This window comes from Archangium violaceum (assembly GCF_016887565.1).
GTDB lineage: Bacteria > Myxococcota > Myxococcia > Myxococcales > Myxococcaceae > Archangium > Archangium violaceum_B.
The window spans coordinates 19687-32408 of sequence record NZ_CP069396.1 but is presented as its reverse complement, the minus strand read 5'-3'; the positions used below and the strand labels follow the sequence as shown (position 1 = coordinate 32408).

General features: G+C 70.3%; 13 protein-coding genes. 7 read left to right on the top strand and 6 right to left on the bottom strand.

Annotation, left to right across the window (positions count from 1 at the left end; translation table 11 throughout):
* Window positions 1–47: 47 nt before the first annotated feature.
* The 3 genes from JRI60_RS00160 (at window position 48) to JRI60_RS00150 (ending at window position 3201) form a co-directional block, all read left to right on the top strand.
* Window positions 48–593 carry a hypothetical protein gene (locus tag JRI60_RS00160; RefSeq protein WP_204223772.1) on the top strand — a complete coding sequence of 182 codons (546 nt, stop codon included), beginning with the start codon at window positions 48–50 and terminating at the stop codon, window positions 591–593.
* 97 nt (window positions 594–690) lie between these two features.
* The gene (locus tag JRI60_RS00155; protein ID WP_204223771.1) at window positions 691–2670 is read left to right on the top strand and encodes a permease; all 1980 of its coding nucleotides are present in this window, start codon (window positions 691–693) and stop codon (window positions 2668–2670) included.
* A gap of 96 nt (window positions 2671–2766) precedes the next feature.
* Window positions 2767–3201: a MerC domain-containing protein gene (locus JRI60_RS00150; protein ID WP_204223770.1), complete on the top strand. Its 435-nt coding sequence runs from the start codon at window positions 2767–2769 to the stop codon at window positions 3199–3201.
* A gap of 13 nt (window positions 3202–3214) precedes the next feature.
* On the opposite strand, the gene JRI60_RS52820 is transcribed toward JRI60_RS00150, so the two are convergent.
* Window positions 3215–3520, bottom strand: a complete 306-nt coding sequence (locus JRI60_RS52820; protein ID WP_239470253.1) for a hypothetical protein — start codon at window positions 3518–3520, stop codon at window positions 3215–3217.
* A gap of 287 nt (window positions 3521–3807) precedes the next feature.
* On the opposite strand from JRI60_RS52820, the gene JRI60_RS00140 reads away from it, so the two are divergent.
* From JRI60_RS00140 to JRI60_RS00125, 4 genes are all read left to right on the top strand, one after another.
* On the top strand, window positions 3808–4644 hold the full coding sequence (locus JRI60_RS00140; protein ID WP_204223769.1) for a DUF2381 family protein: 837 nt from the start codon (window positions 3808–3810) through the stop codon (window positions 4642–4644).
* Window positions 4645–4656: 12 nt separating this feature from the next.
* The gene (locus tag JRI60_RS00135; protein ID WP_204223768.1) at window positions 4657–6444 is read left to right on the top strand and encodes a serine/threonine protein kinase; all 1788 of its coding nucleotides are present in this window, start codon (window positions 4657–4659) and stop codon (window positions 6442–6444) included.
* Window positions 6445–6651: 207 nt separating this feature from the next.
* Window positions 6652–7707 carry an AAA family ATPase gene (locus JRI60_RS00130; protein WP_204223767.1) on the top strand — a complete coding sequence of 352 codons (1056 nt, stop codon included), beginning with the start codon at window positions 6652–6654 and terminating at the stop codon, window positions 7705–7707.
* Window positions 7704–8426, top strand: coding sequence for a hypothetical protein (locus tag JRI60_RS00125; protein ID WP_204223766.1), 723 nt, complete (start codon window positions 7704–7706; stop codon window positions 8424–8426). Before JRI60_RS00130 ends, JRI60_RS00125 begins: the two co-directional genes overlap by 4 nt.
* A gap of 52 nt (window positions 8427–8478) precedes the next feature.
* On the opposite strand, the gene JRI60_RS00120 is transcribed toward JRI60_RS00125, so the two are convergent.
* From JRI60_RS00120 to JRI60_RS54265, 5 genes are all read right to left on the bottom strand, one after another.
* The gene (locus JRI60_RS00120; RefSeq protein WP_204223765.1) at window positions 8479–9090 is read right to left on the bottom strand and encodes a CAP domain-containing protein; all 612 of its coding nucleotides are present in this window, start codon (window positions 9088–9090) and stop codon (window positions 8479–8481) included.
* A gap of 170 nt (window positions 9091–9260) precedes the next feature.
* Complete coding sequence (locus JRI60_RS00115) at window positions 9261–9995, bottom strand: alpha/beta fold hydrolase (protein ID WP_204223764.1); 735 nt, start codon at window positions 9993–9995, stop codon at window positions 9261–9263.
* Between the two features lie 101 nt (window positions 9996–10096).
* A complete protein-coding gene (locus JRI60_RS00110; RefSeq protein WP_204223763.1) occupies window positions 10097–10966 on the bottom strand; it encodes a hypothetical protein in 870 nt (289 codons plus the stop codon).
* On the bottom strand, window positions 10963–11511 hold the full coding sequence (locus tag JRI60_RS00105; RefSeq protein ID WP_204223762.1) for an RNA polymerase sigma factor: 549 nt from the start codon (window positions 11509–11511) through the stop codon (window positions 10963–10965). Before JRI60_RS00105 ends, JRI60_RS00110 begins: the two co-directional genes overlap by 4 nt.
* Window positions 11512–11664: 153 nt before the next feature.
* A complete protein-coding gene (locus tag JRI60_RS54265) occupies window positions 11665–12711 on the bottom strand; it encodes a hypothetical protein (protein ID WP_204223761.1) in 1047 nt (348 codons plus the stop codon).
* Window positions 12712–12722: the final 11 nt, after the last annotated feature.

Sequence of the window (12722 nt, the reverse complement as noted above, 5' to 3'; positions counted from 1 at the left end):
CGCGTCTGTCCTTCTCGCCGTGCGCCCTCCGGGCCCTGGAGATGTCCATGCGAACCCCTCTCCCCTCCTCGTGGTGGCTCCTCCCCCTCGCCGCCCTCTCCCTCTCCGCGTGCTCCCGCTCCAGCCTCGCCCCGGGCTCCCGCTTCGTCCGCTGCGACAACCCCACCAGCGACTACTCCATCGCCTACCCCAGCGCGTGGATCGCCAACTCCCCCGGTCAGGTCGAGCCCTGCCGCTTCTTCCACCCCACTGCCTTCACCGTCCAGCCCGGCACCGAGGAGCCTCCCCTCGCCGTCTCCGTCAAGCGCGAGTCCCTGTCCCTCCAGGACTTCATCCAGGGCAACACCGGCCCCGGCTATGACGTCCTCCAACAGGAGCGCATCACCCTCGCCGGTCAGCCCGCCGTTCGTCTCGAGCTGCGCACCACCGACGAGTCCTCCTTCCTCCCCCCAGGCACCCGCGAGTACCTCTACGCCGTCTCCGCCGGCCCCAATGCCCTCGTCCGCGTCGGCACCCTCGACGCCCCCGGCCTCGACTACTCCCTCGACAAGGACGTCGTCGACCAGATGGTGCGCACCCTCCAGCTCCACTGAGCCGCGGGCCCTCCCACTCCCTTCGCCATCTGGTTGCAGTTACAACCCGAGCAACGCTATTCTCGCGGTTCTCTCCCGTTTCGCGAGGATGTCCGCGATGACGCTCCCCCTGAGTCTGGCGGTGTGGGTGCTGGCCCCCCTGGTGGAGGCGATGGTGAAGGGCCGGCGCGTGGCCACCGCCGCCCTGGAGGGGCTCGTCTTCGTCGCCCTGGGCGGCATGGTGCTCGTGCACATCCTCCCCCACAGCCTCTCGCTGGCCGGGCCCGGCGCGCTCGCCGTGGCGGCCCTCGGGCTCGGTCTGGCGCTGGGGCTCGCGCGGCGGCTGCCCTCCATGGCCGGCCTGGTGCTCGCGGTGGCGGGGCTCGCCGTGCACGCCACCCTCGAGGGCCATGCCCTCTCGCTCCACGGCCCCCAGGGTGGCGCGCTCGCCCTGCTCGCCGTGGTGCTGCACCGGCTGCCCCTGGGCCTCGGACTCTGGTGGCTCGTCCGCCCCGTCGCCGGCCCCCTGGGCGCCACCGCCCTGCTGGGCTCCGTGGCCCTCCTCGGCGCCGCCGGGCTCGGCTGGGGCGAGGCGGTGCTCGGGCCCGACTCCCTCCGCGCCGCCGCCCTCTTCCAGGCCTTCTCCGCCGGCGCCTTCCTCCCCGCCCTCTTCCGCGGCGGCCGCCCCGGCCCCCCCCTCGAGCGGCCCTCCCAGCGGCTCGCCAACGGCCTCGGCGCCCTCGCCGCCGTGGCCATGCTCCTCCTCATCTCCCGCGCCCACCCCATGCTCGGCACCCAGCCCGGGGAGCTCGGCGCCGCCGCCACCTTCCTCCACCTCTCCCTGGAGACCGCCCCCGCCCTGCTCGCCGCCTACGTCCTCACCGGCCTCTTCCAGGCCCTCCTCGGCGAGGCCTCCCTCGGCTGGCTCAAGCGCGGCTCCTCCCTCTCCCAGGCCCTGCGCGGCACCATCGTCGGCCTGCCCCTCGCCCTCTGCTCCTGTGGCGTCCTGCCCGTCTACCGCGGCCTCATCCGCAAGGGCGTCCCCATCGCCGCCGCCCTCTCCTTCCTCGTCGCCGCCCCAGAAATCGGCGTGAGCGCCTTCCTCGTCTCCGTCCCCCTCATCGGCTGGCCCCTCACCCTCGCCCGCCTCGGCGGCGCCTTCGCCGTCGCCCTGCTCTCCGGCGTCCTCGTCAGCCGCCTCATTCCCGCCCCCACCGATTCGTCCTCCCCCGCCTCCTCTCCCACGGCCTCCTCCCCGCCGCTGCGCCAGCGGCTCGCCCACGGGTTGCGCGAGGGACTCGTCGAGTCGGTGGACCACACCGCGCCCTGGATTCTCGTCGGCCTGGGCATGGCCGCCCTCGTGGAGCCTCTGCTCGCCGCCGAGTGGCTCTCGCGCCTGCCTCCCGGCGTGGACGTGCCCCTCTTCGCCCTGCTGGGCGTGCCCAGCTTCGTGTGCGCCTCGGGGGCCACGCCCCTGGTGGCCGTGCTGCTGCACAAGGGCCTGTCCTCCGGCGCCGCGCTGGCCTTCCTCATCACCGGCCCCGCCACCAACGTCACCACCTTCGCCGTCATGGCCCGGCTCCATGGGCGCAAGGTGACCCTCGCCTTCGGCGCCGTGGTGGCCCTCACCTCCATCTTCCTGGGCCTCGTGCTCAACGCGCTGCTGCCCGCTCAGGTGGGGCTCGCCCACGAGCCGCACGCGGACCATGAGGGCGTCCTGGAGTGGGTGGGGCTGGTGCTGCTCGGCGCGCTCTTCCTCGCCTCGCTGCTGCGGCAGGGCGCACGCGGCTTCCTCATCCAGCTGCTGCCCGGCACGGACTCCGGCGAGGCCGCCCCGCCCACCGGCGACAGGCTCTCGGAGCTGCACGTGCACGGGCCCGCGTGCGGGCACGACCACGGCCATGCGCCCCCCGCCGTTGGGGCCCGGGGCTCCTTCATCCGGCTCCCCCAGGCCCACGTCCATGGCCCGGGTTGCTCCCACTCCCACTCCCACGAGCACGAGGCCCGCGCTCCCCTCCTCGTGCTCTCCCAGGTGCACGTCCACGGCCCCGAGTGCCGCGGCGGCGCGACCTGTTCCCACGGCGCCCAGCGGAAGTAGGCGGTGCACCCGCTACCGGGATGACGCCACCTGCCCCTTCCCGGGACTCGCAGATGCATTGCTCCTGCCATCGAGTTTCAGATAAGAGGTGGGCCGATGAGTCACGAGCTCCCGGCACGCGGGCAGGAAAAGACATTCCCCGGAGTCGGGCGCTGGGATGCGTGGGGCCAGGGGCTGTCGTTGTTGTGCATGGCCCACTGCCTGCTCCTGCCACTGGTGCTGGGCCTGCTGCCGGCGATGATGGGCCGGGCCCTGGAGGAGGCGCCCATCCACCTCGCCATGGTGATGTTGGCCACCGTCGTCGGCGGGGTCAGCTTCGTGACGGGCTTCCTCCAGCACCGCGACTGGCACGTCCTGACACTCGGGGCCACGGGCCTGGGACTGCTGGTGCTCGCCCAGTCCGTCCTCCACGAGGGCCTCGCGGAGATGGGCGTCACGCTCGCCGGTGGCATCGTGCTGCTGGTGGCTCACGGGCTCAACCGCCGCCGCTGCCAGCACTGCTGCTCCGCCGCACTCGAACAGGGCCGCTGAGGCCGCGAGTCCCTCACCGCGGGTGGAGCCGCACCACGCGCCCCACCACGGCCTCTCGTTTCACCCAGCCATTCACCCGGCCCAGGTTGTTGCCGATGAGCAGCCGCTCCCGCGTGGCCTCCTTGACCAGGTGGAGCAGCACTCCCCCCTTCCACCGGACCAGCACCACGTCCCCGGCCGCGACTTCCTCGGCGGCCACCGGACCCAGTGTCACCGGCTGTCCGTCCTCGATCCGCCCCCGCATCGAGCCGCCTCGTGGCCGGATCGTCACCTGCTCTCCCCTCGCCAGCGCGCGCAACGCGTCGGTCGCCCATCCCATCGTGTGTCTCCTCGTCAGCAATCCGCGTCCGGGGACGGCGACCTCCACGCGAAGCTGACAGCCCCCCACACAGCGCGGCCCCTCCCGGGTCCGGGCGCGAATTTTCTCAACTGGTCTGACAGTCAGACCAGTTGGCGCAACTCGCGACCGGAGGGTCCCCCCCCATGCGCGTCCCGGGTTCGAGCACAGGGGCTTCCGGTGCCGTGCCCGACTTCTGCTAGGGTGAACTCCGGAGGTGCTCCCCCCTGGCACGACTTTTCCCGTGGTTATCGCTCGTCTTCCTCCTGATGGGAGCACCGGCGGCGGCACAGCCCCCGCTCTTCGTCCGCGAGGAACAACGGCGACAGGTCGTCGTCCCCAGCGCTCCGGGCGAGCCGGTGCCCGAGCTCCGGGTAGCGCTCAACGTCACCTCCTATCTGCGCTTCGATGCGTCGCTGGAACGGGGCTCCCTGGAGGTGGAGGGGCGCTCCACGCGATTCCGGTTCCTGGACGTGGGAGAGCGCCTCGTCGCCTTCGAGCCCCTCGTCGAGCCGGGCCCCGGTGAACGGCTCGTCATGCGGGTGCGGTACAGGGACGGTGGGCAGGTCCTCCTCGCCCTCGTCTCCCATCCCTCGCTCGTGGACAAGGAGGTGGAGCTGGTGCGCCAGCCGCGTCCTCCCGAGATGCTGGAGGTGAAGCTCGTCGAGAAGGAGGCCGAGCTCTCGGTGCTCAAGGTCCGGTGCGCGGTGGGAGGCCCCGCCGGGCTCGTGGCGTCCGGGCAGTTGGACTCGAGAGGAATCCACATCCAGAACTTCGAGGGGCACGTTCCTCCTGACAACAGGAGTGGCCTCACACTGGGAGGGGGCACAAGCTACCGGGCTTCCCTCTGGGTCGTGGTGTCCGTCCGGGTCACCAACACCGAGCAGAAACCCTGGGCCCCCGGCTCAGCGCGCCTCTTCAGCGCGGAGGGCACTCCCGTGAGGGTTCGGCTGGTGCAGTTGAACATGCTCCAACTCCAACCCGGGGAGTCTGGGCTCGTCGCGGTGGAAACGGACGTCCCCTCCTCCGGCAAATCCCCCTTCCGATTGGAGTTGCTGGATACGGAAGGCGGGCGGCTGCTCCCCATCCATGAAGTGATGTTCTAGGAGGATCGGCTCATGACGGAAGCGCTCCACCCCGAGCACCTCCAGGTCGGCGACACGGTGGGCTCCTGGCGCATCCTCTCGGTGCTGGGTCAGGGAGGCTCGGCCCGCGTCTTCAAGGTGGAGCGGGACGGCCGCATCAGGTCCATGAAGATGATGCTGCGTCCCGTCTCGGACTCCGAGGAGGGCATTTCGGACGACGAACAGGCGCAAGAGGCAAACACCTGGCGGCGGCTGGCGCGCGAGGCGGCGGCCCTGTTCACGTACTCCTCCCACCCCAACCTGCTACGTGTGTACGCGGTGGACTTCTGGCCCAACCCCAGCAAGGGCTATCCCTTCCTCATCACCGACTACGTGGATGGGGACACCTGGCACGAATGGCGCTGGCGAAAGCTCCCTCATGCCGCCGAGCTCGTGGACACCTTCGCTCAGCTCGTGAGCACGGTGGGAGAGCTCCACCAGCGTGGCGTGTACCACCGGGACTTGAAGGCGGAGAACGTCCTCATCCGCCGGAAGGACGGCCGCCCCTTCCTCATCGACTTCGGCACCGTGCGCTTGCCGGGGGCCCTCACGAAGACGTTGGGTCTGCCCGAGGGCGTGCTGCACCTGCTGCCGCCCGAGCTCATCGCCTACACGCGCACCGAGGCGTGGAAGCGCAACGAGCCGTTTCAAGGAGGCGCGGCCGCGGACCTCTACGCCCTGGGCGTGCTGCTGTACCAGGGACTCACGGACAAGCACCCCTTCGACCCCGAGTTGCCAGACGAGGCGCTGGTGGCCGCCATCGCCACCGTCCCTCCGGATGCGCCCCACCGCATCAACCCCCGTGTGCCGCGCGCCCTCAGCGACATCGCCCTGCGGCTGTTGGAGAAACGGCCCGAGGCGCGCTACCCCGACACCCAGGCGCTGCTGCAAGCCCTGTGGGCCGCCGCCAAGGAGCGTCATTCCCCCGTCTGGCGGGTGCCGCTCACGCCGCCCAACGAAGACCCGGCGGGGGCCACACTGGAGGAGAAGCAGGAGCGGATCGCACTGCACCAGGAGGCAGAGCCCGAGGCCGTGCAGATACGACATCCAGAAGACGCGAAGCCTCGGGAGGAAGCAGAGAAGGCGGCTCCCCCCGCCGAGCGCCGCCCCCGGCGCTCCAAGCGGCTCTTCGCGCCGCTGGCGGGGCTGGGCATTCTCTGTCTCATCGGCCTGCTCCGCGGACAGGCCGCGTTCGTTGCCTCAACCCCGAAAGGAAGCGCGTCCATGCCCTCCTCCACCACCCATGAGGACTCCACCACGCCCACCCAAGGCGCTCCGCTCTGGGGGCTCTTCGTCACCTGGCTGTGCGCCACCACAGGGCTCGGCTGCACCTCGGCCCAGGTGAAACCAGAGCCGGGAGCGTGTCCCGAGGAGGCCCGGCACGCCATGTACGAGGAGTTGAAGATAAACCCCATGGGGCTCGGGTACGTCGATGTCGTCATCGACATCCACCAGCCCGGTCCCATCTTCAACTCAGGGCATGGAACCTATGGGGACGGCCCGCTCCTCAGTCGGGTCCTGTACAGCAAATTCTCGGACCCGGTGATACCGGAGGGGACCCTGCTCTACGGGCACCTCTGGACAACGGGTTTCCAAGACGACTTCGGGAGCCCTGCGGTCTACGGTCGCTACACCCAGGCCCTGCTGCCCGACGGCCGCAAATTCCCGGTGTGCTTCGTCCTCTCGCTCCGGGGGACATGGCCCTGGGGGGAGGGCTCCAAGCCGGGAGCCGTCGTCCTGCCGCGAGTGCTTCGGATCCAAGCCGTCAAGCGCTGGCCGTGAGCGCGCGCCCTCGCGTGCACGGCTTCTCAACGGAGCCGCTCCGCGTTTCTTCCTCCGTGTGATGTGGATGCTAGAAGGGCTGCGAAACAGGTCGAGCGGAGCACCACGATGCTACTGAAGAGTCTCTCCTTCGAGGACAAGCGGACCGGCTGGAAGCTCGACGACCTGCGCCTGGACCGCTTCAACCTCCTCGTGGGCGCGTCGGGGGTGGGCAAGACGCGAATCCTGCGGGCGATTCGTACGGTTCAACGCATCGGGCTCGGTGGCAGCGTCGCGTATGCCGAGCAGGGTTTCCGCTTCGACGTTCGCTTCGAACATGAGGGGCAAGACTACTCGTGGCAGCTCGACAGGGGCGTCCGTGGGCCGATGCCCGGAGAGGACGATGCAGGTGCCGCGCCCTCCATGGACCGCAGCATCGTCGTTCTTGGAGAGCGTTTGATTCGTGGGCAGGAAGAGCCGCTCGTCGAACGAGACGCGGAACGCTTCCTGTTCAAGCAACAGGCACTCCCGATGCTCGACCGCTCCGCCAGTGCGGTCAAACTGCTGGATGAGCCATCCATCGAGCGGCTACGTCAGGCATTCGCCAGAGGTTTCCTGGGGGAATTGGATGCCCAGGGCATCGTGCATTCCGTTCTCAGGGCAGCGACGCAAGTGGCCAGAGACCACCTGTCACTCGAGTCGTTGCGTCGCTCCGCTGGCATCCATCCCGTACTCAAGGCCTTCGTCCTGCAGGAGAAGGTTCCCGAACAGTTCGAGCACCTCAAACAACTCTTCATCGATATCTTTCCCACCGTCGAAGACCTTCGTGTGGCACACGAGGAATTGGCGCAGTCCTCGAGCGGATTGCCCGCGGATCGCCTGTCCTTCACGCTCAAGGAGCGCGGTGTTCCCACCTGGATCGAGGCGCGGGACATCTCCTCCGGGATGGCGCGCACGCTCACCCATCTCGTGGACCTGATGCTCGCCCCCGCCGGGACCGTGGTGCTGATCGACGAGTTCGAGAACAGCCTCGGCGTGAACTGCATGGGCCCGCTGACCGACTTCGTCCTGTCGCGCGCCAACGACCTGCAGTTCATCATCACCAGCCACCACCCCTACATCATCAACAACATCCCCAAGGCCTACTGGAAGCTCGTGCGGCGCAAGGGAAGCACCGTGCGCGTCGAGCCCGCCTCGGAGATTCCCGCGTTGCAGGGCACATCCGCCCAGGACGACTTCATCCGCCTCATCAACTCGCCCGAGTTCGAGGAGGGGATGGAGTGAAGCTCTACTTCCTCGTCGAGGGCCGGCGCACCGAGAAGAAGCTCTACAAGGCCTGGCTGGGCTACTGCTTCCCCCAGTTCCGTGCCGTGGACAAACCCGCGGATCTTGCAACGGACTCCTTCTTCATCCTCGCCGGCCTGGGGTACCCCTCCTACCTCCAGCGCATCCCCAGCGCACTCAAGGATTCCATCCAGCACGGGGCCGACCACCTCTTCATCTGCATCGATGCCGAGGAGCTCTCCTATGCCGAGCGGCGGCAGGAGGTGCTGTCCATCCTGGAGAACGCGGCTCAGGAACTGCGCGGCGAGGGCATCCAGTATCAGGGACAGGTCCACGTCATCGTCGCGGACTGCTGCACCGAGAGCTGGTTGCTCGGACACCGAAAACTCGTCCCTCGCAATCCGGACGCGGCGCTCGCCGAGCTCAAACGCTTCTACGACGTCTCGCGCGACGACCCGGAGCGGATGGGCTGCCCCCAGGGCAATCCGCTCGAACGAGCGAGATTCCACTGCGAATACCTCCGCCACGTCTTCCGGCATCACGGCCAGACGTACTCGAAGGAGCGGCCGGGCATCGCCACCGAGGCCAACTACCTCGCGGCCCTTCGCGACAGGTGTCTCGACCCCTCCGCGCACCTCGCGAGCTTCCGCCTGCTCTGGGAGACGTGGGCCTCGCTCGGTGGCAGGTCCGACGTGGAGACCGCGCTCGTGACTCCCTGAGCTTCACCGCACGGGGGGCCCACCGGCGAGCCCCCCGTGCCGCGAGGGCCGCCTACGGCCGGCCGAAGTCCTGCGTCCAATAGTGCTTATAGGTGCTGTTCGGGGCGTAGTAGTAGCCCACGCCCAGCTGCGTGAGGCTCGGGTTCATGATGTTGTTGCAGTGGCCCGAGCTGTTCATCCAGCCCGTCACCACCGCGCTCGGGGTCGCGTAGCCCGCCGCGACGTTCTCCGCCGCCGTCGAGTACGTGTAGCCCGCGTTCGTCATGCGCTGCCACGGCGTCGAGCCGTCCGAGCCCGTATGGCTCATGAAGTTGTTGGTGCCCATGTCCATCGAGTGCTTGCGCGCCGCACACCGCAGCCGCGTGTCCAGCGTCAGCGCCGGCGCCGGTGCCTTGGCCACCCCTCCACACGTCGCCCCCGCCGCCCTCTTCTGGTTCACCAGCGTCAGCACCTGGTTCTCGAAGTCCGCCCACGCCGTGTTCCAGGTGGTCACCGGATCACAGTAGCCAGCCACCGCCAACGCCTGCGTTCCGCTCGGCTCCGTCGTCTCCACCGCCTCGCCCAGCTGGCCCTCTCCCTCCGTCTCCACCGGCCCCTCCGCTCCGCATCCGGCAACCAGGGTCGCTCCCACCAGGACGGACAGCACGCTTCGGCTCATCTTCATCGTTCGACCTCTTCTCGTCGTGTGAATGGGTCCGGGAAATCCGGAATCCCGAATAGCTAGACCAAACCGGTATTCACCTGCAAACCGGAAAGTCATCAGCGACGCTTCGGGTACTCCGAACATCCGTGGAGGTAAAACTTTCCATCGGACCCATCCGCCTGCCCGCTCGCTCAGCCCTCCGCGAGCAGCTCGAGCAGCACCCTCGCGGTGAGCTCTGGGGCCGCCAGCATGGCGTCATGGCCCGCGTCGAGCTCCCGGAAGCGCAGGCCCCGCTCGCGCGCCTTCTCCACGAACGGCGCCAGCGGATCCGTCCCGAAGGCTCCAATGAGTCCCTCGCGCCGCGTGCAGCGCACGTACGTCGACGGCACCGCGCTCCGGCCCCGCTCCAGGTGCAGCGGCTCGTTGAGCGTGCGCAGCGGATGCGGCACCCGGCGCGGTCCCGCCCACGCCACGTCCTCCGCTCGCGTGACGCCCATCACCCCCAGCGGCAGCGGCGGCAACAGCCACTCCTCCCCCTCCGCACGTGCCAGCGAGTGCAACACCTCGCTCGTCCCCGCCGCGAAGGCCCCGCTCGCCGCCTGCCCACTCTCCGGCAGGTGCGCGTCCAGATACACCAGGTGCCTCAGCCGCTCCGGCATCCGGTCCGCCACCCCCGTGATGACCATGCCCCCGTAGCTCTGCCCCACCAACACCACCTCGCGCAGATCCTCGTACTCCAGCACGTTGGTCACGTCCTGGATGTGCGTGGCCAGCCCCACCTCCCGCGTCAGCAGGTGGTGGCGCTCCCCCGCCCCCGTCAGCGTCGGGGTGAACACCTCGTGGCCCGCCTCCCGCAACAGGCCTCGCACGTATCGCCAGCACCAACCCCCGTAGAAGGCTCCATGCACCAGCACGAACGTCGCCATGCGCGCGCTCCTTTGGCTGTACCGACCGGAATGGCTTTCCTTCACCACGCGACCGTCCACCCGCCACGCGCTCGCACCGCGCACCCCGGCAAGTGTTCAGCTCACGGCTTCGCTCCCGAGAGCAGGTTCTGGATGCGCACCCCATGCGTGGAGGTCGGGTAGCGCGCCCGGAAGGCCTCGGCGCGAGACCCCGCCTCCGCTCGCCGGCCCATCCTCACCAGCGCGTCGATGGCCAGCACCTCCCGCTCCTGCGCGAGCGCCCCTCCCGGAAAGCGCGCCGCGTGCCGCTCCGCCTCGGCCAGCGCCTCCGCCGCCTCTCCCCGCTGGAGCGCCTGGTACGCCGACTCGAGCAGCGTGAGCTCCTCGTCCGCCGCCTCACGCTCCCCGGCGGTGGTCGGCGCGGGCGTCTCGGGCGCTCGGGGGCGCGACACGCGCGGTGCCGGCGCGGCGCTCGTCTTCGGGCTCGGCGCCGCGGGCGTCTCGATGGGCGCCGGTGTTGGCGTGGCGACCGTCTTCGGGCTCTGCACCGGAGGCACCACGACGGGCTCCCGCGTGGGCAGGGGCTCCGGCGTTGGCATGGCGCTCGGCGCGGACACCTCGCGCACCACCGGAGGAGAACTCGGGTGCTCGCGCTCGAAGACGCGGCCCGCCTGGAAGCTTCCTCCCACGAGCGCCACCCCGGCCACTCCCGCGAGCACCTTGAGCTTCAGCCCGGACGTCACCGTCGAGGTGAGTCCTCCCGACGTAGCCTGCCCCGCTCCCATTCCCGGTGCGGAACCGGCGGGCGGCGTCCCCGAGCCCGCCGGCGGCGCCCCTCCCGCTGGCCCCAGCAACGGCCCCAGCCTCCCCGCCAGCGCGGTCAGCTGCTCCGCGGAGGGCTCGTCGAAGCTCGCCGCCCCGAGCAGCTCGCGCAGCTCCGACGAGGCCTCGGAGCCTTCCTCCAGCAGTCGCACGGGCTCGCGCTCACTCATGACTCGCCTCCTCTCGCCCGGGCCACTGCCTCCTTCACCCGCTCCCGCGCCGCGTACAGCCGCGCGTACGCCGTCTGCGGCGGACACCCCACCGCCTGCGCCACCTCCGCCATCGGCCACTGCTCCAGCTCGAACAGCACGAACACCGCCCGCTTGTCCTCGTCCAGCTCATCGAGGATCCGCTCCAGCAGCGCCCTCGCCTGCCTCCTCGCCACCACCTCCACCTGCTCCGGTGGCTGCGTGCCCTCCGGCACCTCCGACACCGCCGTCTCCCTCCGGATGTGCGCCCTCCTCCGGTAGTCCGACGCCAGCCTCCGGCTGATTCCGAACAGCCACGTGCGCAACGACGCGCTCCCGTCGAACTCCGGCAGCCTCCGGTGCACCACCACGAAGGCCTCCTGGCACACGTCCTCCAGGTCCGCCTCCCTCACGCCCAGCCTCCTCAGCGTGCGCCACACGAATGGCGCGCACTCGGCGTAGACCTGCTGGAAGCTCGGAAGGGGCGGCCCCGCCGTCGGTGTCGGTGCCAGTTGCGGAAGTGCCATCGCGGTGGGACGAACCGCTCCACTCTATTCCATCCCCCCGACCTCCGTGCAGGGACCAGGAGCACCCGCCGGGCCCGCTCTTCACCAACTGGTCCGACTGTCGGACCAGTTCGCGCCGGGCGCGCCCGGAAGGTCGGCACCTCGCATCGTCTCTCATGAACCGGGAAACGACACCCCCACGTCCACGCTCACCTCCACCGGCCATCCGAGTCTCAGGTCCTCGGCCGTCCCGTCCGGCTTGAGGAGGCGCACCTCGGGACGCAGCCAGCCGAAACCCGCCCCCAGGCTCGCGTGCAGCGCCATCGTTCCTCCCAGCTTCCTCTCCAGCCGGGCGCGCACTCCCACGTCTCCTCGCACCAGCGCGTCACCCCGGCCCTGCTGGTACCCCGTGCTGTAGGCCAGCACGAACGCGAACGCCGCCGTTCCACAGCCAGACACGCTCCACACCTCGCCGCGCGCCGACACCGGGCACACTCCGCCCTCCGCCACCAGGCTCGACAGCGATAGACGGCCACCGTCCTTCTCGTAGGGCTCGTACGGGTAGAAGGCGAACCGCAACAGCCACGTCCACTCCCCCGCCCTGAACCCGAGGCTGCTCGCCAGCCCCGGCGCCACCCCGAATCCCAGGCCCGCTACCCCCGTCGCCGCCAGGCTCACCGCCGGGCCACTCCTCCGCACCGCCGGCGCGTCCCGTCGCGCCCACGGGGAGCCGTGCGGTAACTCGGACTCGCCGACCTCGGGCTCCGGTGCCACCGGCTCGGGCGGGGGCGGCTCGGGGGCGACGGGCCCGCCCGGACGCTCCGGCCCGGGCGGGCTCGCGGGCGCGGAGAACGCCGCCGACGGGTCGATCATCAACGCGATGACCAACAGCAGCCGCGGCTCGATGGCCGAGCACGCCTCCTCCTTCGTGGAGACCTCGCGGCTGCCGAGCACGTTGCCGCCCGCGTCCACCAGCGACAGCCTCGCCTTCCACCCCGAGGGACTCCCCCGCTCCAGCACGCCGTCGATGAGGAACTCCGGCTCGGCCCCGAACACCGTGCGCCCGAGCCGCCCCTCCACCGCCCTCGCCAACGGCGCCGCCTGGATGCACCCCGGCCCCGCGTTCCACCTCAACCCCCAGCGGGACTCGGGGCGCGGCCCCGCCCACGCCGTCCCCCCGGCCAGCAGCAGCCACACCGCCCACCTCATGAACACACCCATGCGCGGCCTTA